14 protein-coding genes and 3 tRNA genes are annotated in these 23336 nt (G+C 43.4%); 16 read left to right on the top strand and 1 reads right to left on the bottom strand.

All coding sequences use genetic code 11. The annotated features are described in order from the left end of the window. Positions 1 to 539 precede the first annotated feature (539 nt). From ftsZ to MSWHS_RS04435, 3 genes are all read left to right on the top strand, one after another. Positions 540 to 1721, top strand: a complete 1182-nt coding sequence (gene ftsZ / locus MSWHS_RS04445) for a cell division protein FtsZ (protein WP_048158789.1) — start codon at positions 540 to 542, stop codon at positions 1719 to 1721. Between the two features lie 204 nt (positions 1722 to 1925). Then, positions 1926 to 3407 carry a dihydropteroate synthase-like protein gene (locus tag MSWHS_RS04440; protein WP_048158788.1) on the top strand — a complete coding sequence of 494 codons (1482 nt, stop codon included), beginning with the start codon at positions 1926 to 1928 and terminating at the stop codon, positions 3405 to 3407. Between the two features lie 37 nt (positions 3408 to 3444). Next, positions 3445 to 3903, top strand: coding sequence for a hypothetical protein (locus MSWHS_RS04435; protein WP_048126347.1), 459 nt, complete (start codon positions 3445 to 3447; stop codon positions 3901 to 3903). A gap of 667 nt (positions 3904 to 4570) precedes the next feature. Here the strand turns inward: MSWHS_RS04435 and MSWHS_RS04430 are convergent. Beyond that, positions 4571 to 6601 carry a sodium-translocating pyrophosphatase gene (locus MSWHS_RS04430; RefSeq protein WP_048130217.1) on the bottom strand — a complete coding sequence of 677 codons (2031 nt, stop codon included), beginning with the start codon at positions 6599 to 6601 and terminating at the stop codon, positions 4571 to 4573. 1009 nt (positions 6602 to 7610) lie between these two features. Between MSWHS_RS04430 and MSWHS_RS04425 the strand changes: the two genes are divergently transcribed. The 13 genes from MSWHS_RS04425 (at position 7611) to pyk (ending at position 23220) form a co-directional block, all read left to right on the top strand. Further along, positions 7611 to 9626, top strand: a complete 2016-nt coding sequence (locus MSWHS_RS04425) for a sodium-translocating pyrophosphatase (protein ID WP_048126345.1) — start codon at positions 7611 to 7613, stop codon at positions 9624 to 9626. A 1246-nt stretch (positions 9627 to 10872) separates the two neighbouring features. Beyond that, positions 10873 to 12006: an MFS transporter gene (locus MSWHS_RS04420; RefSeq protein ID WP_048158787.1), complete on the top strand. Its 1134-nt coding sequence runs from the start codon at positions 10873 to 10875 to the stop codon at positions 12004 to 12006. A 182-nt stretch (positions 12007 to 12188) separates the two neighbouring features. Next, positions 12189 to 13352 carry an MFS transporter gene (locus MSWHS_RS04415; RefSeq protein ID WP_048158786.1) on the top strand — a complete coding sequence of 388 codons (1164 nt, stop codon included), beginning with the start codon at positions 12189 to 12191 and terminating at the stop codon, positions 13350 to 13352. 159 nt (positions 13353 to 13511) lie between these two features. Beyond that, positions 13512 to 13997, top strand: coding sequence for an RNA-binding protein (locus MSWHS_RS04410; protein ID WP_048126340.1), 486 nt, complete (start codon positions 13512 to 13514; stop codon positions 13995 to 13997). Positions 13998 to 14104: 107 nt separating this feature from the next. Next, positions 14105 to 14485, top strand: coding sequence for a cell division protein SepF (sepF, locus tag MSWHS_RS04405; protein WP_048126338.1), 381 nt, complete (start codon positions 14105 to 14107; stop codon positions 14483 to 14485). Further along, on the top strand, positions 14482 to 15126 hold the full coding sequence (locus MSWHS_RS04400; RefSeq protein ID WP_048126327.1) for a ZPR1 zinc finger domain-containing protein: 645 nt from the start codon (positions 14482 to 14484) through the stop codon (positions 15124 to 15126). The genes sepF and MSWHS_RS04400 overlap by 4 nt, the downstream gene beginning before the upstream one ends. A 267-nt stretch (positions 15127 to 15393) precedes the next feature. After that, the gene (gene proS, locus MSWHS_RS04395) at positions 15394 to 16836 is read left to right on the top strand and encodes a proline--tRNA ligase (protein WP_048126323.1); all 1443 of its coding nucleotides are present in this window, start codon (positions 15394 to 15396) and stop codon (positions 16834 to 16836) included. A 595-nt stretch (positions 16837 to 17431) separates the two neighbouring features. Beyond that, positions 17432 to 18481, top strand: a complete 1050-nt coding sequence (gene cobT, locus MSWHS_RS04390) for a nicotinate mononucleotide-dependent phosphoribosyltransferase CobT (protein WP_048126312.1) — start codon at positions 17432 to 17434, stop codon at positions 18479 to 18481. Positions 18482 to 19896: 1415 nt separating this feature from the next. Continuing rightward, positions 19897 to 19969, top strand: a tRNA-Asn gene (locus tag MSWHS_RS04385). 110 nt (positions 19970 to 20079) lie between these two features. After that, positions 20080 to 20154, top strand: a tRNA-Ile gene (locus MSWHS_RS04380). Positions 20155 to 20241: 87 nt separating this feature from the next. After that, a tRNA-Asn gene (locus MSWHS_RS04375) sits at positions 20242 to 20314 on the top strand. 391 nt (positions 20315 to 20705) lie between these two features. Beyond that, positions 20706 to 21629, top strand: coding sequence for an aldolase (locus MSWHS_RS04370; protein ID WP_048126301.1), 924 nt, complete (start codon positions 20706 to 20708; stop codon positions 21627 to 21629). A gap of 157 nt (positions 21630 to 21786) precedes the next feature. Next, complete coding sequence (pyk, locus tag MSWHS_RS04365) at positions 21787 to 23220, top strand: pyruvate kinase (protein WP_048130216.1); 1434 nt, start codon at positions 21787 to 21789, stop codon at positions 23218 to 23220. The last annotated feature ends 116 nt before the right edge of the window (positions 23221 to 23336 follow it).

Raw genomic sequence — 23336 nt, 5'->3', positions numbered from 1 at the left:
AAAAGTAATAATATAAACAGTTTCATTAAATGGAAAGTATCCCAGTTTGGACGTCTCGAAGAAAACGTGGTAAAGAGGCCACATACACAATAATTTGAGAAAAGCAGGGCAGCAAAATAACAGATCAGAAAGAAAATAAAAATTGCCCTGACATGCATGATCGAGATAGCTTTCCTGACAAAAGAGACTTTCTAGAAAATTTCAGCCTAATGTATATAAACATTGTGTAAATTCCTTGCCTTTTCACCCTGAGAATTAAGAGTAAGGGCTGAAAAAGGTGAAATATATGAAAGTTATGGGTGACATATTTAAACTTCATATACAATTTAAAAACACTGTTTAAATATACCCAAAATGTTTAAGTGTAGTAGAGCACCAACTTATTAAAGATAACGGATGGAAATCTTTTAGAAGGTTTTTACAGGTTATCCCCAATTCAACTATCTAAATAGAAATTTGCCCCCCGATTAGAGGGTGGGGAGTCAAAGGAAAAAATAAAGATATTATGATGATAAACGAAATCCAGCCGAGGGGATAAATTGCAATCTATAGTACAGGAAGCAATGAAATTCAGTGAAAAAGAGAAGGAATACCGAAAAACTTCCTCCTCCGAAGAAGACTTCGAAGACTTCGGGCAGCCGAGAATTATGATTGTAGGATGCGGGGGCGCAGGAAACAATACCGTAAACCGGCTCTACAACATAGGAATCGAAGGCGCAGAAACAGTATGCATCAATACAGACAAGCAACACCTTGACAATGTAAGGGCTGACAAGAAGATCCTTGTAGGAAAAACCCTCACAAGAGGCCTGGGGGCAGGCGGCTATCCAGAAACCGGAAAGAAAGCCGCAGAACTTGCCAGAGGCACTCTTGAAGAAGTTCTAAAGAATGTCGACCTTGTTTTCATCACAGCAGGTCTTGGAGGAGGCACTGGAACCGGAGTTGCTCCCGTAGTTGCCGAGGTTGCAAAAGAACAGGGAGCAATCGTCGTAGGGATGGTTTCAAGCCCCTTCAGGGTCGAAAGAGCCCGCATATTCAAAGCCGAAGAAGGACTTGAAGACCTGCGCAGGGCAGCAGACACAGTAATTGTCCTGGACAACAATAGGCTGCTTAACTACGTACCTAACCTTCCGATTGACCAGGCTTTCTCAGTAATGGACCAGTTAATTGCCGAAACCGTGAAAGGAATAACTGAAACTATTACAGTGCCCTCTCTGATCAACCTTGACTACGCCGACATCAGGACTATTATGAGCTGCGGCGGAGTTGCCGTAATGCTTGTTGGGGAATCCAAAAGTCAGGACAAGAGCACGGAAGTCGTGCGGACCGCCCTGAACCATCCCCTGCTTGATGTTGATTACAAGGGTGCAACCGGCAGCCTTGTCCATGTAACAGGCGGGCCTGACCTGAGCCTGAAGGAAGCCGAAGAAATTGCTTCCATGCTGACCTATGAACTTTCCTCAAGTGCCAATGTAATATGGGGCGCAAGGATCAGGGAAGATTATGAAGGCAAGGTCCGGGTAATGGCAATCATGACAGGTGTCCAATCTGCCCAGATCCTGGGCCCTCAGGCGGGAGCTGGAATCCTGGAGTCCAGAGCCGAGGCTGAGTCCATCCAGGAAAAGAGATATGGGAGACTGTCTTCGGTGGGCAAAAGAGGAGAGACTGCAGGGCCTCTCAGAAAAAAGCACGAAGAATCGATTATTGATTTCATAAATTAAACCAAGCTCAGGAAAAAGCCCGGGCCCGCGAGTTTCCGGGCCCCCCTCAGGTTATTCCCCGGATTTTTTTGGAGAGCAATCAGAGATTTGTGGAAGGAAGTTTCCTCAAGGCACATAGCTCGGGTTTTTCCTGACCGGACACTCATTTTTTGAAATGATTATCGAACAGATACTCTTTTTTATTAGCGATTCTATCTAAAAAATATGGAAATTTTGATTGCAACAGGGCGGCTTGCGGAAAATACCGTGAGGAAAGCAGCTGGAGAAAAAGCAGACGTCCTCGTGGCAGACATTGACATTGCCGCATTTATAACCCCAAAAAAGCTTATTAAAGCCTTTTTGGAGGCAAGATTTTCAAACCGATATGATCTTATTCTACTTCCCGGGCTGGTAGCAGGGGACTTTTCAAAAGCCTCGGAAGAGCTGGGCTGCAGAATCCGGCTGGGCCCAAAACATGCTTATGACCTCAGCTTTGTGCTCCATTTTGCAGAGGAGGTTGAGTTTTCCAAAAAAGTTCCGGCCTGTGAGCTTCTCGCAGATGTGCGAAAGGAGATGGCGCTTGAGCTTATCAGGAAAGCCGAAGAAGAAGCTCACTCTCCCCTTACTCTTAGTGGAGTAAAGCTAGGAGGTAATTCCTGCATGAAGGTCATGGGAGAGATTGTAGGAGCAGCGGAAATGGACCCTGCGGACCTGGAGATAAAAATCGAAGCTTTTATCGCCCGTGGAGCAGATATTATCGATCTGGGAGCTACACTTAACACCCTTCCGGACCAGGTACGGAGAACAGTATCCCTCGCAAAAACCCTTACATGTACTCCAATAAGTATCGATACGCTTGACCCTGAGCTTATAAAGGAAGGAATAGAAGCAGGAGCAGACCTTGTTCTGAGCCTTAACGGCACGAACATGGAAACTGCAGGCCCCCTGGTTGCAGGAGCAGGCGTTGCAGCAGTTGTAATTCCCGATGAAGGAAACAGTCTGGAAAGCCTGGTAAGAAATATCGAAGCTGCCCGCAGGCTTGGGATCGAAAAAATCATAGCTGACCCTGTCCTTGACCCTGTAGGTCATAATATAACCAAATCTATTGTACGCTACCATGAGTTTCACAGAAGATATCCTGAAGTTCCGTTATTCTTCGGAGCTGGCAATGTAACGGAACTCATGGACGTGGACACAATAGGAGTAAATGCCACACTCTGCGGGATCGGAGCAGAGATAGGGGCAAGCATCCTTTTTACCCCCGAATACAGTGACAAAGCCCAGGGTTCCATAGGAGAACTGAAAAAAGCCTCAGAGATGATGCAACTTTGCAGGATAAGGGAAAGCTCCCCAAAGGATCTTGGCATTGACCTTCTCTGCTTAAAGGAAAAACGAAGGCGTCCTGATAGCCCCCTCCCTGAAAAAGTAATCATGGCCAGAGCTTCGAAGAACTGGCGTGTAGACCCTGCAGGTCCCATTCGAGTAAGGATTGTGCCGGACAGAATAAGTGGAAACGGCGGACTGATTGTAGCTGAACACGAGAAAGCCGCGGTTGCAGGAGAGAGTGCCAGGGAAGTTATGGACACGCTGCTCGAACTTGAGCTGATCTCGCGCCTGGACCATGCTGCATACCTTGGAAGAGAACTGGAAAAAGCCGAACTTGCCCTGCGCTTTAACCGGAGTTATGCCCAGGACGATGTATTCTGAATACACTGGAAGGCAGACAAAATAGAGATGTGAGAAAATGAAACTCGAAAATGAAGATAAACAGTCAATCTTTGAGATAGTTGCAGCCCGCTATTTCACAACACAGAACTGGAAATGGGTAAACCTGAGGAAAGACCTCAATAAAATCATCAAATCCTATGAGGAATTGAACGAACAGTATGCTTCTTACTCTTATGTGAGCCGGGACTGGTATGTGGAAAATATGGGATCAAGGAACATCCACATGTGCAATACCTGGAATGAACTTAAGGCCCTGGTTACCTTCCTCAACACCAATGGGCAAACCTTTAATTTCCTTGTGAACACAGGAAATCGAAAGTCATTCTGTATCGTAAGCGACTCAAGAGACCTGGATGAGACCCAGGCAAATGCAATCAAAGAAGTACAGAAACTGGGATACAACACCTTTGTGTTCCTTGCTACAATTCCTGATGAGATCGAATTCCAGCTGCTTCAGGTAAGGGGAGTTAACTGAACTCTCCATACTTGCAAAAAACAGGTGCTTCAAAAAGACAGGTTTTCTTATTCTTTTACATAAGTTATTTTTCTCGCTCATGCCGAACATAACGAACGTTGATTAAAAAAGAACATTGATTAAAAAGTAAAGAAGTCAATGAATTCACAGCCTGGCAAATTATTTTTGATAAAAGGTATAGAACTCCCCTAAATGCCGTATAAAATCGAAAGATTTTTATATTATAAGTATCAAATAGGAAACTGTATTCCTTTTTAGAGATTCGACATATAAATAATCATCGTGTATAAACAGCCGATTGTATATAAAAAAATTTGTGTGTGAATAACATCGTGTGTGAATAACTTATCATAGTGTGAACAAGAGGCTTGTCTATGGGACAGGAAAGAACGAAGAGCCGTTGCTATGCTGTTTTTTGTTCCTGCCGGCATAAATCCCCGGTGCTTAAAGTAGCTTAAGCTGTGGATAATTAATTCATGGGCCATCAAACCGGAAAATTTGAGCTACTGGAAGAAAGGGCACGTTCTTCAGGTACTCAAAAAAGAGCAATACGAAATACAGGAAATAGACACCTGCCACAGATTTAAGTAAAAGAAACACTGGAGAGGAAGACCAGAATGAACCAAGAAAAAAATAAAAAATAAAAAAAAGGGAAAAAGTTAAGGAATTACATAAACAAGGGTGCAAACACAACAGCCACAATGCTCATGAGCTTAATGAGGATGTTGATTGCAGGACCTGCCGTATCCTTGAAAGGGTCGCCTACGGTATCGCCGGTTACACCTGCTTTGTGGGCATCAGAACCTTTTCCGCCGAAGTTTCCAAGTTCAATGTATTTCTTTGCATTGTCCCACGAACCTCCTGCATTAGACATTGTGATTGCAATCATGAAACCTGAAACCACAGAGCCCGCAAGGAGTCCGCCAAGAGCCCCGGCTCCAAGCAAAAGTCCGACTAAAAGGGGTGCTGTAACAGCAAGAAGTCCGGGTGCAATCATCTCTTTAAGAGCAGAGTGTGTTGAGATTGCAATACATTTGCTGTAATCAGGATCTGCTTTGCCTTCCATCAAACCTGGAATCTCTTTAAACTGCCTCCTCACTTCAACAACCACTTCACCTGCCGCATTTCCGACAGCCAAAATGGTCATTGACGAGAAGAGGTAAGGAAGCATTGCCCCTATTGTAAGCCCGATGAATACGTTAGGGTTCATAACATCGATAGCATCGAGACCCACTGCAATACCATATGAAGCGAAGAGGGAAAGTGCAGTAAGAGCTGCTGACCCGATTGCGAAACCTTTGCCCATAGCTGCCGTAGTGTTTCCTACCGCATCAAGTGTATCGGTAATCTGGCGCACCTCTTTCTTCTGGTGAGACATCTCTGCAATGCCTCCTGCGTTGTCAGCTACAGGGCCGTATGCATCGACTGAGAGGGAGATCCCGAGCGTTGCAAGCATTCCGACAGCTGCAATAGCTATGCCATAGAGGCCGGCGAGCTGGAACGAAATATAGATTGCAGCACTGATAATAATAACAGGCCAGAGAGTTGACTCCATTCCTTTTGCAAAACCTGTAATGATATTGGTAGCTGAACCTGTCTGGCAGGAATGTGCAACCCTGAGAGTCGGCTTTTTATCATATGATGTATAGTGCTCCGTGATCTGCCCTATAAGGAAACCTGCAACGAGCCCTGCAACGGTTGCAAAGAAGACATTCAGGCCGTATTCCCCAAGTAGCTGGGCTGTAACGAAATATGAAGCAGTGACTGTAAGAACGATTGCAGCAATCAGCCCCATATTAAATGCCATGTGGATTGCTGAAGACTCTGTTTTGTTTGTACGGACAAAAAAAGAACCGATAATAGATGCAAGGACTCCAACAGCTGAAATAATCAATGGAACCAGAACAACATTCATAATTGGGATGCCAGGGAAAGTAGTTGCTGCTGTTGACGCTGCAAGAAGCATCGTTGCAAGGATTGAACCTACGTATGATTCATAGAGGTCAGCCCCCATTCCGGCAATGTCTCCGACATTATCTCCGACGTTGTCAGCAATTACGGCGGGGTTTCTTGGGTCATCTTCCGGGATTCCGGCTTCAACTTTGCCTACAAGGTCTGCACCGACATCAGCAGCTTTGGTAAAGATTCCGCCACCGACACGAGCAAAGAGAGCAATAGACGAAGCTCCAAGTGAAAAGCCTGCAACAATGTTCACGGTGGTGAGCAGACCCAGATCTGTAAAGGCATTTGAAAGAATTATAAATGAAATAGACAGCCCAAAAAGACCAAGACCTACAACACTCATTCCCATAACAGTACCGGATGCAAATGACACCTTGAAAGCCGGACCAATACCCCTGGTGGCAGCATTTGTGGTCCGCCCATTCGCAATGGTAGCCGTAAGCATCCCTGCATACCCAGCTGTTGCGGAAAGCACTGCACCAAAAACAAAACATGCTGCAGTGAGGACTCCGTTAGGCAGAATTAATGCAATTACAATTGCAAGGAAAACGACAAAAACAGCGATTGCACGGTATTGCCTATTGAGATAGACCATGGCTCCACCGTGAATTGCCGCAGTAATTTTCTTAATAAGATCATTACCTTCGCCTTCTTTTCGGACGTTTTTGTAGGACATACCTGCAAAAATCAGACCAATAAGGGCACATATTGGTGCGAGGTAGATTAACATATCCATAATTTCAACCATCCTACCGGAAAACACATCAAAAGCACTTTAAGATAGTAATCCTCCAAAGTACTTTTTCGTGATAATAAATGGGTCTTTGTATATAAATTGATACTCGATTATCCGTTGATAATCCGGAGGAACTGAGAATTTCAGCCCCTGATCAGCAAAAATTTTTCATTGCGAACAGACACGTTGTAATAATCCCATATAAATCTACTCGACAGTAATATGCCACTATCTCATAGATTGAGATTTTACCTTTTTGTATCGGTTTTTGTATTTAAACAACTCTTTTGATTTAGACAACTTTTGCCGGTTAAACGGTCCCTGCTCATATCTGGTTCCTGCCCATTTCCCTCCGGGCAAAAAACCAGTATCTTCCTCGCCAGGGGGAGGAATACGGTAACTTATTTAGTAGAATCAAAGTTGCGCTGGCACACCCCACAGCAAGCTAGCGGGGTATTCAACTGAAATAAATATCTAAATTAGAGGTGCTCCCTGGTTAATTGGTTAATATTATTTCAAAATGACCTTTTGTTGTATCTCCTGTTCTTTATTTTTACATGCTGCGCCGCCCTGCTTGAGCCCACCTGCATACAGTAGATAAAAAGAATCATCAGGCAGGCTGAAAACCTGATACTAAATATCACCCCTGTAGCTAAGGACGCCCAAATTAGATGAACAAAAAAGCACCGCAAAATTATATTAATTAAAATCTGTATAAAAAAATTGCTGTGATTAAAAGAGTTAATAGACCTTTGATTAGGCAAAAGGGCGCAAAAGTTTATATAAAAAATAATTATTTACGCTTTCGCCGAAAATGGGGCTTTAACAATGAAAAATAATACTTTAGAATAATACTAGAATTGATATGTAAAAATCATTATAAAATAAAGATATATGTGAAACATAATATTTGAGATAATAAGGGAAATTGAAGCTAAAGGATGGGAACTAGAGGACTATAAAAATATTGTAATGTGAAAGGGTGTCAAAACCAAAGGATATGAAATTTATGGAAAGTTTAATATATATTGCTCCTTTAGCAGGCATTATAAGTCTGGTCTTCGCTGCTTTTTTTGCAAAAAGCATCCTGAAGGAAGATACCGGCAATAAGAGAATGCAGGAAATAGCCGGAGCAATTCAGGAAGGAGCTATGGCTTATCTAAATCGCCAGTACAAAACGATTGCAGTGGTTTCGATCATTCTCTCATTCCTAATTCTGTTTTTACTTGATGATGGAATGAAAATAGCTATTGGTTTCCTGGCAGGTGCCATAAGTTCGGCTGCTGCCGGCTATATCGGGATGAGCGTCTCAGTAAGGGCAAACGTCCGGACTGCTCATGCGGCATCAAGCGGGCTTGAGAGAGCCATGTCAGTTGCATTTCGCGGCGGGGCTGTAACAGGACTTGCAGTGGTAGGGCTTGCACTGCTCGGAACAAGTAGCTTTTATATTCTCTATGGGGACGTTGACTTGGTTGTCGGATTTGGTTTCGGAGCCAGCCTTATCAGCCTCTTCGCAAGAGTTGGCGGAGGAATCTTTACAAAAGCTGCAGACGTGGGTGCCGACCTGGTAGGTAAACTCGAAGCCGGGATTCCTGAAGACGACCCACGGAACGCAGGAGTTATTGCCGACAATGTTGGTGACAACGTGGGCGACTGTGCAGGGATGGGGGCAGACCTCTTTGAAACATATGTGGTTACTTCCCTGGCTGCCATGCTGCTCGGTTCCCTTATTACCAACACTTACGAAAATGCCATCTTCTACCCACTGATACTTGGTTCTGTCGCAATCTTTGCGTCCATTATATCTGTCTTCTTTGTGAAGATGGGAAAAAAAGAGAAGATCATGCAGGCTCTCTACAAGGGTGTAGGTGGCTCTGCAATACTCAGTCTTGTTGCATTCTATTTCGTAACCAACTCTCTTATGGGTGACATCAGGTTTTTCTACGTCACTCTAGTAGGCATCATAATCACGGTGCTTATGGTGATGATTACGGAATACTACACTTCCACAAGCTACAGACCGGTAAAAACAATTGCATCCTCATCAGAAACAGGGGCTGCAACCAATATTATATCAGGGTTATCGATAGGCTTTGAAAGCACGCTTGTGCCCACTGTAATAATTGTGATAGGCATCCTTACTTCGTACTTTATCGTGGGAGGAGCAGCAGACTCGGGGATAGGGCTCTACGGAATTGCCATCGCAGCCGTTGCAATGCTCTCAACCACAGGCATGATAGTTGCTCTGGACTCTTATGGCCCAATTACGGATAACGCAGGCGGAATTGCCCAGATGGCAAACCTGCCGGCCAAGGTCAGAAAAGTCACTGATGCTCTTGATTCCGTGGGAAACACTACAAAAGCTGTTACCAAAGGATATGCTATAAGCTCGGCAGCTCTGGGTGCACTTGCCCTCTTTGCAGACTATCGCATCAAGGTAAATCTTGAAGGGCAGCCCCTGACCCTCGATGACCCTGTGGTACTTGCAGGACTTCTTCTCGGAGCGCTACTGCCTTTCGTATTTAGTGCAGTTACGATGAGTGCGGTAGGAAAAGCTGCTTTTGAGGTAGTAAATGAAGTCCGCAGGCAGTTTCGGGAGATCCCGGGCATTATGGAAGGGACCGCTAAGCCGGAATACGGGCGCTGTGTTGATATCGTAACAAAAGCGGCCCTCCATGAGATGGCAATGCCTGGTTTCCTTGCCGTACTCGTGCCTCTGCTTGTGGGGTTCATCCTTGGCCCAAAAGCGCTTGCGGGGCTTCTCATAGGGCTTATTATAGTTGGGTTTATGTTAGCCCTAATGATGGATAATGGAGGAGGCGCCTGGGACAACGCAAAAAAACTGATCGAAGATGGAAATTACGGCGGAAGAGGCTCAGAAGCTCATAAAGCTGCAGTGGTAGGGGATACTGTAGGCGACCCATTCAAAGACACTGCTGGACCTGCCCTCAACGCCCTGATTAAAGTTGTGAATATGGTGGCAATTCTCTTCTCATCCCTTATACTACACAGCGGCTTTTTCTAAGGGAAGAAAAGGGTCTGAAATCCCTTAATTCGGGAACCCATATTCCCAATTTTCACATCTCATATTTTATTTTTCCGGCGCACCCGTTTTTCAGGCCATTTACCCTTAACAACACACTCATTTTTTACAAGCATACCCATGAATCAAAACATATTATTCAGTGAGTTGCTCTTCAAAAATTGTATGTTTTATAGAATGATATACTCGCTTCTTTATAGTAAAATAGAAATTAGTTAGAGAATTTTGCATACATAGATTAAATTTATTCAAATATAAGAAAGGATTGAAAATATCTATTGTAGGATAAATAGCAATTACAAGAGATAAAACAACTCAAAAAAAGATATAACAGAAATAGAAAAATAGAAAAGATAATATAATAGTTAATCTTATTATACACATAATAGAAAGAAATCATCAAAATTAAAATAGAACAAGAGTTCAGAAATTAGTCAACGTTTAAAGACAAAATAAATTATGAAGGTCAAATTCACAGGGAAAAATAATCCACAGGGGAAAATGCCAGGAACAGAAAAAATTAGCTTCCAAATTAGAAATAAAACAGAAAAAAAACAGAAAAAAAGAGCTTCCAAATTAGAAATAAATTAGAAATAAATTAGAAATAAATTAGAAGTAAATTAGAAGTAAATTAGAAGTAGTGTGAGCGGGTTGGGGAGTGGGGGGTCATATGGGGAGTGGGGGGTATGGTATGTGAAAAAAGTTTCCCGCTCACATTACTCACATTATCCCTATTCAAAGTAATTATATAAATAGCTATGCATTTCTTTCGAGTTTAATATAATACGCACAAAATTATCGTGACTAGTTATTCCAGAAAAACAATATCAATAGCCATCTTTTTTGATACCCGAGGGACAAATTTCTGTGAATTGAGATTATTTAATTGTTGGTTATTGATTGTTTTTTTTCGATTGCTTTTTTTCATATCTCACAAAGTAGTAATCAGATTTACCCGGTTTATCAAAACCGACATCATTCGACTGATTAATACAAGTTGAATAATTAAAAAATTTCATGTAAAATGTCGTGCAAGAACATTACCCTCGTGCAAGAACATTGCCCAGAACTTTCTGTTTTCGTACATTTTCTGTTTTTTGCATATATTTGCATATATTTAACAGATGTTCAAAGAAGAAGAACCCGCAAATATTGAAAGAGGAATAACAGTTTCTAGGTAGAGCAGCCACAATAAGAAACTTATACGAGATTGCGAGTTTTAAATTCTATGAACCCTGAGAGGCGTTTGATTTATATTGCAGTTTTTACAATAATGGGGCTTTCAAATACTGTAATTCCCATCCTCCCGGAACTTGCTGCCCGTTATCACAGTACGTTTGGAGAATTTGCGTCAAGCCTGCTCTTTTCAGGGTACTTTCTGGGAGCCCTTGCAACAATGCTTCCCTTCGGGATTCTGGCTGACAGGTTCGGAAACCTCAGGCTCATAGGGCTTGGCATTATTCTTACAGCCATCTCAGGGCTAATTATCCTTTTCTCCGAAAACCTATGGGTCCTTATTCTTTCAAGGTTTATGGAAGGCTTTGCCTGTGGAGCTTTTTTTCCTGCAGCCTTTTCTACACTCTCAAAGTGTAAAGACCCAGGACGTTATATGGGAGAATTCACCTTTCTTTTCAATGCCGGATTAGCTTCCGGAGCTTTAGTCTCAGGACTGCTGGCAGATATCTATCTGAAAGGATCCATCCTTATATTCACTTTTATAGCTTTACTTTCAGTTATCCCCCTTCTTCCCAGACACAGAGAACTCATCAACCCTAAAAGAACGGGAGGAAAATCAGAGTTACCGCCGGACTCAGGTTCTCTCGGAGACCATTTCAAACATTCTTTCAGCGAAGTTGCAGGGCTCCTTAACCACCATAATTCAGGAATATGGTTGAGTTCTTTTTTGCTTAACGGAGTGATCGGAGTTCTTATAGCCTACTATCCTGACTACAGTCTTGGAGTCCTGACAAAAGCCCAGCTTGGAAGCGCTATTGCAAGCCTTTATATCTGCGCCATGATATCTTCCATTCTGATAGGGCGTTTTATGGTTAAGGAAACGGCAATCATCTGGATAGGATTATCTTTTTCTGCCCTTGGTGCTCTTTTTGCCACCAAATACCCCTTTCTGGGTTTTTCAATTCTCGGAGGAGGATCAGGAATCGCAATGGTAGGCTTTGCCCTGGCTGTTGCAAGAATGGATGCAGATAGAGGTCTTGCAATGGGGCTTTTTAACACAACCATATATGCAGGCCTTTCCTTGTTTCCAATCGCTTCGGGGCTCCTTATAGGAACCTTTAGCTTTGAAGAAATATTTGTCGCAAACGGATGTATCCTAGCAGGAGCCCTTCTATTAAAAGACTGAAAGATAGTATCTACATTCAGATCTTAGGCAGACACTTTCCAGGAGATACCCCTTGTCTCCTTTTACTTTAACATAACAAAGCGCTCCATCCAGAAGTTTATTTAACATAGATTAGAAGGATACATGAAAGTCAACTTAGAGAAAATTAAATTGCCGATAAAACACACCGAACATAAAACCCCATGAACTCTAAAAAACTCATACTCTACTCTTCAGTCTTTGCGATCCAGGGCCTTTCTAATGCAGCAATCCCTGTCCTCCCGGAGCTTGCAGGAGAGGGCAATGCAAGTCCTGCTGTATCAAGCCTGCTTTATTCCGGATATTTTATAGGAGCCCTTCTAACACTCCTCCCATTTGGAATCCTTGCAGATAGAATAGGAAACCTGAAGGTAGCAGGCCTGGGAATCACGCTTACTGTTATTTCAGGGCTTTTTATTTCATTTTCGGACAACCTGTGGATCCTGGGCATCTCAAGATTCGTAGAAGGTCTGGGCTGCGGGGCTTTTTTTCCTGCTGCCTTTTCCATGCTTGCTGAATGGAAAGACAGCAAACGAAGCCTGGGGGAATTTAATTTCCTGTTAAATGCCGGACTTGCTGCAGGAGTTTTTTTTTCAGGAATGCTTGCAGAACTGGGAATCAAAACTGCAATAGGCATCTTTACCATTCTCGCAGGCTTTTCCTTTACCCTGCTTCTTATTGAAGCCTGGACACTGATATCATCAGGCAGCACTGGCAGTAAAAAGAAAAAATCCGGCACCTCAAACGGCAAGGGAGCTTCAGGAAACCAGCCTGGAACTTCAATTACCATCGAACCTGCCGGATACCTGAAAAAAGCCAGAAAAGCTTTTTCTGAAAGCGGCTTCTGGAAGATCTGGGGAATTTCGGTTCTCCTCTACGGAACCACAGGCCTGTTGACTTCAAACTATCCGGAATACAGTGCTGACTTCCTGACAAAACCGGAGTTAGGGCTTGCAATTTCAGCCTCATATATAGCTGCAATGCTGAGTTCCCTGGCTGCAGGGAGGACAAGCGTAGATTATAAGAATATAATAAGGACAGGAATAATCCTTGCAGCTGCGGGCATTCTGCTCTCTGTAAAAGCACCTCTGATGGCATTTTTCCTTATCGGTGCCGGAGGAGGGGCTGCAGTTATAGGGCTTATTACTGCCGTATCCAGAATCAGCTCGAGTGGACTTGCAATGGGGCTCTTTAATACGGGAATTTATGCAGGTCTTGGGCTAGTACCGGTTTTTGGAAGTTTATTGATAGATCCTTTTGGCTATGAAACGGTGTTTCTCGGAAGCTCCCTGGTGCTTCTTATGATGCTTTTTATAAAATTTGAATAAAATCCTTAAACATCGGGAAAAAGCCATAAGAGCAGGATAGAAGCTTTAAAGGGAGATTAAAGATCCTGCGTCAGGAACCTTGGGGAACCACATAAGCTTTAAAAAGCTCAAAAACCCTATCCTATGAATAATCGCAACCTTTTGAAATCAGGTGATTTATTGAAAGTAAAGGCAAGAGTTCAGCTGAGGAAAAATGCAAAGAACAAGATGTTAAAAGACCTTGAATCCGCCTTCGGTGAAGAGATGGCAGAGCTGGAAAACAAAACTCTGGAAAAGGTTACTCTGGATGAATATTCCCTTATCCTCGTGGAAGGCAGGCCACTTCTGTTTGAAATAGAGGGGACTCTTTTCCCTACAGTCCGCGGAGCTCTTGAGATGGGGCTGCAGAAACGTCTTGTTGTTGTAGACAAAGGAGCTATTCGTTTCGTTTCAAACGGGGCGGATATTATGGCTCCCGGCATCCTGGAAGCAGACCCTGAAATCAAAGAAGGAGACCTCGTCATTATAGTTGAAGAGACCCACAGAAAACCTCTTGCCATAGGAAAAGCTCTCATGAAAGGGCAACAAATGGTTGATGCAGATTCTGGAAAAGCCATAAAGTCAATAACTTATGTAGGAGACAAACTCTGGAATTTTGAGTTATAACAGAAACTGGAAACCAGTGTGGCTTTATAATAGCAAAATTAATTAATATAGATCCCGATATAGGACATTACTATCCAAATTTAAAAAAATACAAAAGGCGTGCATAAATGGCAAAACTCATAGACAAAATCCTTGGCGGCAATGTAAAAAGTTCTACCAGTGCCGAAGATTACACTGAAATTGACCTCAGCAAATATGAAGAAGTCATGGAGGACGAGCCTGCAGAGACTTACGTAAAAATTGCAGATGTTTCTAGCATCAATCAGATATCCGCACTCAAGCAGGAGATTTACAATGGGAACATACTTATGATTGATATCTCAAACATCAGAGGCGATGACCTGTTAAGGGACAGGGTTTTAAAAGAGCTGAAAGATGTTGTTGTCGATGTCCATGGAGATATCGCAGGCGTCAAAGGAAACACTGTGATTGTAACTCCTACTGGCATTAAAATCGACAGATCAAAGATTATTGGTGGAAAATATTGAATCAGGATTATTTTAAGAATGAAAACTTTGAGACAAGGATCACCTGCCCTTTGTGTCAGAACGACCTTGTAATGAAGTGGCAGAGAGATAATATTCCCTATTTCGGGGAGATCATGTACATAACTGCAAAATGCCAGTGCAGTTTCCGTTTTGCAGATACTATGATCCTCTCTAGTAAAGAGCCCATGCGCTATGAGCTGTCAATTGAGAACCTGGAAGACCTGAACGCAAGAGTCATCCGCTCAACCTCCGGAACAATCCGAATTCCGGAAATGGGGATTACAGTCGAACCCGGCACGGTTTCTGATTCATATATAACGAACATCGAAGGTGTGCTGCAGAGGGTCCAGAATGTCCTTATGACTGCAAGCAAATGGGTACAGGAGGATGAAGAGAAGTTCGCCCGCAGCCAGGAACTCCTGCGCATGCTCAATGAAGTAATCGAAGGCAAGAGAACAATCACAATTATCATTGAAGATCCGCTCGGAAACAGCGCAATAATTTCGAAAAAGGCTGTAGCTACTAAACTCTCAAAGGAAGAGGCTGAGGATCTAAACACCGGCATGATAGTTTTTGATGTTGACAAATCCGAACTTGAACATGATTTTTCGGACAATGTCCAGCCCCTCGGAGGAGATTAATTCTTTTTTCCGATTTTTTAACAGCCCTTACGTGATTCAGGGATAGAGCCCCCATATAGTTATTTACTTTTATTTCAATAAAGGCAAGCACGTTAAGGGCTATGCAGGCATTTTCCTGTCCAGATAAAGTTGCAGAGATGCCGCACAGGGTGCAAAATCCGAAAAAGCCATATGCAGGACCTTTAGGATAGGCAACTGGACTGAACACGTTTCATAATATGGTTTGATCATAAAAATTAACTGAGATCACGATAATACGGTGAAGGTATGGCAGAAAGCGAAAAAGAAGCAGCACTCCCTCCAAAAGAGGAATTCAGCGATTGGTATAACGAACTCCTGTGGATGGCAGAAATAATGGACGTCCGCTACCCTGTGAAGGGGCTTTATGTCTGGTATCCATTCGGTTTTGCCATCCGGAGGACCACTTACAACATCATCAGGGAAATTCTGGATAACAGCGGACACCAGGAGGCCCTCTTCCCCCTGCTGATTCCCGAAAACGAGTTCATGAAGGAAGCCGAACACATCAAAGGCTTTGAAGATGAAGTATACTGGGTCACCCACGGAGGAAAAGACCCTCTTGACATCCCTCTGGCACTCCGCCCCACAAGTGAGACTGCAATCTATCCGATGTACAAGATGTGGGTCAGGTCTCATGCGGATTTCCCTCTTAAGCTCTATCAGATAGTCAATACTTTCCGCTACGAGACAAAGCATACCCGCCCTCTGATCAGGCTAAGAGAGATTACTTCTTTTAAAGAAGCCCATACCGTGCACGCCACCTGGGAAGACGCAGAAGCCCAGGTAAAGGAGGCTATTGAGCTTTATACCGAGATATACCGCAGACTGGGAGTTCCTGTGCTCCGTTCAAGGAGACCTGACTGGGACAAGTTTCCGGGCGCCGACTACACCGATGCTATTGATGCAATGATGCCTGACGGAAAGACCCTCCAGATAGGCACAGCACATCACCTTGGGGACAACTTCGCAAAGACCTTTGATATCAAGTACGAAGCCCCTGATGGAGAACAACGCTATGCCCACCAGACCTGCTACGGGATCTCAGAGAGGTGTATTGCTGCCACGATTTCCATACACGGAGATGACAAAGGACTTGTTCTGCCTCCCGAAATCGCACCTATTCAGGCAGTCATTATCCCGATTATTTTCAAGAAGGGGGCAGAAGAGGTGCTTGCAGCCTGCAGGGATGTTCAGGAGCGCCTGAAGAAAGCGGGAATTAAGGTAGAAATTGATGCAAGTGACCTGCGCCCTGGAGCAAAGTACTATAGATGGGAAATGAAAGGTGTACCTCTAAGGCTTGAAATCGGCCCACGAGACCTGAAGAACAATATTGCGGTTGCTGTCAGGAGAGACACAGGAGAAAAGGAACAGATCCCTCTGCCTGAAATTGAAGCCGGAGTACTTTCGAGGTTTGAGGCAATCCATAAAAACCTCTACGAAAAAGCAAAAACAGAACTTGAAAGCCGCATCTTTGACTGTACCGAACTTGAGGAAGTAAAGGAAAAGATCCAGAAAGGTGTTGCAACAATACCCTGGTGCGGCAAAAGAGAGTGTGGACTTGCGATGGAAGACCGGATAGGAGCAGGAATCCTGGGAATTCCCCTGACGCCAAGAGGAAAAGGAAAGGAGAAATGCCCTTCCTGTGGAGAAGAAACCGAAACCCGCGTTTACGTTGCAAGAACATACTGAGCCATTAAAAACCTTTTTGTAAAAATTCAGCAGGAAAAAATATGGGGTAGATACACCCCATATTCCTGGTATTTACTCCTGTACCATTTACTTAAAAGAGTTCAGACGTACAGAAGATCCAGACTTGAAGAAATAAGGGGAAATTAAGCGGAAAATTCCTTTCAGGCCACTCAATTCATTTTTTCAAAACAGTTGACAACCCTTCCCGGGAAGATTCTCTTTAAATTATAACATCCACTTTAATAGCCCGGATACAGTACCACGTTTATACTTAAAGGGTGCCCATAAGCTTATACTCAATTGATATTTATTAGATAGTTTACAACGACAAAGCAACAGATTACGAAATTTGAACAAAATAAAGTAAAGTTAATTTGGGCATAATTAAATTATTATTGAGTGCCGATAAATATTAAATACTAAGTAGAAGAATTCTTCACTGGACTTCTAGGAGATTTACCTCAATTTACATCAATGCTGTGTACTATAATCGCTGATTTATACGAAACCCGATCCCGGAATAGATAAATTTAAAACAATTCAAATATAATATATATACAGATTTATCGATTTAATTTTATAGAGGAGATATGATATGGCCTGGATAGAACCGGAAGTAACGAAAAAGCCTAAAAAACCGATTTTTTTGTGCGTACTTTCCAGTACAAAGACAGCACATATCCCAAAGCTCTCAGCAGCAGGAAAAACGGCTGAACTTACGGATTATACGCCTGCAGGGGATGCAGAACTTATGGAAACAGGAAACATTATCAGTGTACCGGTGCTTCCCATGACTCCTCCTTATGACACCCCTACTCCTGCGATCATGACCCGTTCGGCGCTGAAGCTTACGGAAACTCCCTACTATTTCATAAATTCCGGTTTGATAGTTACTCCGGATGTCCCGTGCATTGATCTTAAAGCAAAGCCCGGAGAGGACATCCGGCAAGCAATTGCAGTAAGAGATGTGCAGGGCATTTACGAGCGGGCAAAATTCCTTGCCAAGAGGCTCCAAAACCAGACAGACCATGTAATAATCGGGGAAAGCATCCCCGGTGGCACAACGACAGCGATGGGAGTTTTAACAGCACTCGGATATAACGGGAACGTCAGCAGCAGCGCAGATGAAAACCCCCTTGAGCTAAAAAAACAGGTTGTTGAAGAAGGCATGAAGGCCTCAGGCCTGACATTTGGCTGCCTGAAAGATGACCCTATGAAAGCTATTGCCTGTATGGGAGACCCTATGATGCCTGCTGTTGTGGGTCTTGTTGCAGGTTTCCAGGACACAGAAATTAATGTTGTCCTCGCCGGCGGAACTCAGATGGCAGCAGTCTACGCTATTATCAAACACCTGGGCTTTAACACAGAAAAGCTCTCAATTGCAACAACTCGCTACGTAGTAGAGGATAAATCAGCACATTTTGTCGAGCTCACAAAAACCCTGGGCGTACCGGTAGTCTATATTGCAGACCCTGGTTTTGGAAAATCATCCCTAAAAGGGCTTCACAGGTACGAAACAGGCACAATCAAGGAAGGTGCAGGTGCCGGGGGTGCCATGTATCTTGCAGGCCTCTTTGGGGTTACTCAGGACGAATTCCGGACCGAAGTAGAAAACGTTTGCAAATTGCTCAAAGCCGGGCAGTGAAAAAGGAATCGGATTTTTTCAAAAAAAATTAACGTTACTTTTTTCAAGTTTAATTTCTCTTCATTTTTTGTAGTGAGATTTTCAATAGATGGTCTTGACAGGGTGTACTTTTTTATGCATATTATCCAGCATGGTTTTTCCGACAAAAAAAGTTTGCTTTATCCAGCGCAATCTCCGTAGAAAAATCGGGAAAAAGAACTATGAAACGTTGAAATGAATAACGATGAGTATCACATATCCAGAGCTAAAAAACATTTAACTGCAAAAAAGTAGAAATTGCTACAAAAAAATAAAAAAAGAGAACCTTTTCAGGCTCATTTTCAAAAAATTAAATTTGAATATTCTGACTTTCCTTTACCAAAAACTTTTTTTCAGGTCAGATCTCTACCACAGCACCTGGACATTTTCAAAGACCTCCATGTTTGTAACAGAAGACGCCATTTGGGCAGACAGTGGTTCCTGAGCATGAGTTATGCCTTTCCTCCGGGGAAACAGACCTCAGAACTCATGCGCCCACAATTCCTGCAGTAGTAGAAAACATTAGAATTTAGAACCTGACGTTTCAACTGGACCTTGCATTCACTGCAAAACGTAGGAACACTGAAATTTTCCATGCAGACTCCTCAGTCATAGATCATGATTGAGTCGAGCCTTGCCGTACCGATTTTAGTCCAGTACCTGCAAATGGGACAGTACTGTGTCTCACCATCTGCACTCAATTTAAGCTTAGCGTTGCATTTTGGACATATTTTTAGATGTTTCGTGAATAAGCCCCCTTATTCTCCATTTTAGACCTTTAAGGTTAAGCGGCCAGAAGCGTGATATAGCCCGAAGAGTGTCTTTATATCAGAAAATGCCTGAAAAGATACCCAACAGTACAGAGAGTGACTGACCCTAAACCCCTTAAGCTAACTTTATATAAAGTCGGAAACGGCTTTTATACGGGTTGGAATCCCCCGGACAGGCCTTTAAATAAAGGAGTTTTAAGCTAAAATTTAAGTTGCTTAAAACAAAACCCATCCGACTTCGCTACCTAAAGCTGTAAAAAGCTAGTCAAATATATTACTCATGATAGGATATAAGGTTTATCTCACAAACAAGTATTTATATTAAAATAATAGGAAAAAGGAATCCATGAAGAAATTATAAAAAAGAGAACAGAAAATTAGGGAAAAAGGAAAATAGGAACCTGATTAAGACATTAGTTGAATGAACATTAAATAGAAAGGGAATAAAATAAAGTCATTGATAAAATGGCATAATATCGAATTGAAGAAACATACTGTCAGAAGATAGCCGAGAAGTCGACCCCACCTGCAGTTTGTTAAAAGAGCTTCAAGCGAAATATATAAATAAGATCATCGCTTTAGGAGTGTTCGCGATAGGTGAGCAAAAAAGCACACCCGATACCAGAAGCCGCTTTAACTCAGTTGGTAGAGTGTCTGGCTGTTAACCAGAATGTCGTAGGTTCGAGCCCTGCAAGCGGCGTAAAATTTTTGCATATATTATAGCGCTTTTTCTGGGAAAGTGAAAACATATGCAAAAAGTTTATTATTAAAACCTTACTAACAACTACTAAAGCGCTATGCAAACAATTCGGGCCTGTAGCTCAGTCAGGTTAGAGCGCTCGGCTCATAACCGAGCGGTCACCGGTTCAAATCCGGTCAGGCCCATAAAATTTATATTCGAAGAATCTCCTGTATAAGAGGTTCAAAAACTAAAATAAAATAACTAAAATAAAATACAATTCCAACCCGAAAGCCGCTTTAACTCAGTTGGTAGAGTGTCTGGCTGTTAACCAGAATGTCGTAGGTTCGAGCCCTGCAAGCGGCGTAAAAAATCTTACTGTTTTGCCTTAAGTTACGTTTTCATATGGTAGTTCAGTTTCTTATTTATTACACAGGAATTCTTATGCTTTACTCTTTTTCATTACTTGAATCGTTGTAATTGATCCGGTTTTCAAACCTCCGAAACGCTTAATAATTCTTAATCGAATAGTTTTTAAAATAAAAACAGGAAGAGATGAGAAAGCATCAGGAAGTTTGGAGCGGAGGACTATGATACAATATGCCAGCAGATCAACTTAGAAAATTATTAAATATAGTAGGAAAGAATAAACTAGATAAATCATTTCTCGTATTACTACCTACCTTTTAACTAAATCGTCTGGCATACCACTTACCACCCAATTGGCTGCTACTTAATTAGACTGAGGTTTATACACATGGTTTCAATTAACAAAGAAGATGTAATCGTACCTTTAGATGTTCCAAAAGCAATGCGTGAGACATACGTGAAAAACTACATGGAGATTACAAAAGGAACCGGCAGGCTCATGTTATTTGCCGGGGACCAGAAAGTAGAACACCTGAATGATGACTTTTTTGGAGAAGGGGTCCCCGAAGACGATTCTGACCCTGAGCACCTATTCAGAATTGCAGCACAGAGCAAGATAGGGGTTTTTGCAACCCAGATCGGGCTTATTGCACGCTACGGCATGGACTACAGGGATGTACCATACCTTGTAAAAGTAAATTCCAAGACAAACCTTGTGGAAACTTCTCAGGCTGACCCTTTCAGCAACCTCTGGTATGACGTTGACCAGGTTGCCGAGTTTAAGGAAAACAGCGGGCTCAATATCCTGGGTGTTGGATATACAATCTATCTTGGCAGCGAGTTTGAGGCCGAGATGCTTGTACAGGCTGCTCAGGTAGTTTATGATGCCCATAAGCATGGAATGCTGTCCGTACTCTGGATATACCCCCGTGGAACGGCCGTAAAAGATGAGAAGGACCCACACCTGATCGCAGGAGCAACAGGAGTAGGAGCCTGCCTCGGGACTGATTTTGTGAAAGTCAACTATCCGAAAAAGGAAGGGGCAAAATCTGCCGATATTTTCAAGGAAGCCGTCAAAGCAGCCGGACGCACCAAAGTCGTTTGCGCTGGAGGTTCAAGTGACAAAGCCGAAGCTTTCCTCAAAAAGCTCCACGACCAGATCCACATCTCAGGAGCCCAGGGGAATGCAACCGGAAGAAATATCCACCAGAAATCCCTGGATGAAGCTATCCGCATGTGCAACGCTGTCTACGCCATAACCGTAGAAGAAGCAAGTGTTGAAGAAGCCCTGAAAATTTACAGGGGAAAATAAGCAGATAGCAGTAAAGCAGATAGCAGTAAGCAGATAGCAGTAAAGCAGATAGCAGTAAAGCAGATAGCAGTAAGCAGCGTAAGTTCTGATGCTGCTAAAAATAACAATCCTAAAAACGGCATTGAATATCAAATTGAATATCAAAGGCCGTGAAAATATGCAAATCCCCGACCATAAGACAAAGATCGTCTGCACCATAGGGCCTGCTTCTTCTTCTGAGAAAGTCCTCAGGAAACTGGTGCTTGCAGGCATGAACGTGGCAAGGATTAACTTTTCCCATGGGGACTTCGAGAGCCACGGAAAAGTGATCCAGCTGGTTCGAAAGGTTTCAGAAGAACTTGACAGGACAGTTGCCATTCTTGCCGACCTGCCCGGCCCGAAAATTCGCGTAGGCAAGCTCATAAAAGAGTCGCTTATGCTCCATAAAGGAAACCGGATAACCCTTACTGTGGACGAAGCATCCGGAAGCGAGAACCGCATCCCGGTCAGCTACAAACAGCTTCCAGAAAGTGTATCTCCGGGAAGCCTCATCTACTTGAGCGATGGGTTTATCCAGCTCCGCTGCCTGGAAATTTCGGGAAAAGATGTACTTTGCGAAGTTATGGTAGGAGGCCAGCTCTATTCCCATAAAGGGCTGAACCTGCCGGGGGCAAAGATATTCCTGGACCCGGTAACGGAACATGACTTAAAAATTCTGGAGTTTGCACTTAAGGAAGAAGTTGACGCTGTCAGCATCTCTTTTGTGGAAAACGCAAAAGATATTCGTAAGGTCCGGAATTTTGCGTCAGCCAGGGGAAAGTCCGTATATATTGTATCTAAAATCGAACGGAGACAGGCTGTCCAGAATATTGTAGAGATTCTGGAGGAAACCGACGCTCTGATGGTTGCCAGAGGAGACCTCGGAGTCGAGATCCCTATCCAGGAAGTTCCCTCGATCCAGAAAGAACTAATCTGGAGTGCAAAGCTCCTGAGCATCCCTGTGATCACAGCCACCCAGATGTTGATCTCCATGACCGATAATATAAGGCCCACAAGAGCTGAAGCCACAGACGTTGCCAACGCCATTCTGGACGGGACGGATGCGGTCATGCTCTCGGAGGAAACCGCAGTTGGGGACTACCCGGTAGAAACCGTAGAGATGATGGCTAAGATTGCAAGAACCACCGAAAACTGGCGCTCCCGGACGAAATGGGGGCTTGACACAATGATCAAGGGGATCACGGAACAGGAAATGTCAGTAGACGAGGTAATCGCCCTCCAGGTGCACGAAGCCCTGCAGAAGCTTCCGGTGACAGCCGTGCTGACCCCAACCCGGAGCGGAGCGACCCCGCGCCGGCTTTCCCGCTTCAAGCCCGAACCCTGGATCCTGGCTTTCACCCGTTTCCCAAATACCGGCAGACGCCTTGCCCTATCCTACGGGGTTTATCCGGTAATCGTAAAAGAAACCATTGAAAACTGGGAAAAGGAGACCACGGAAAAAGCAAAGGAACTGGGATTTGCAAAAAGTGGAGACCTTGTTGTATTCACCCAGGGTCCTGCTTCCGGGAAGCCCGGGGGTACAAACATGCTCAAGATCCTGACTCTGGACTGAACAAAAGATCGAGCAGAAGCCTTCAAAAATAGATATTGGGACTTAAAATTCCGAATATATCCCAAATTCTTTCTTTTGTTAGAAAACGGATGCGAAAACTTTTTCATGATAATAGA

It is taken from the genome of Methanosarcina sp. WWM596, from assembly GCF_000969965.1.
Lineage (GTDB): Archaea > Halobacteriota > Methanosarcinia > Methanosarcinales > Methanosarcinaceae > Methanosarcina.
This window is presented reverse-complemented; position numbering and strand designations above follow the sequence as displayed.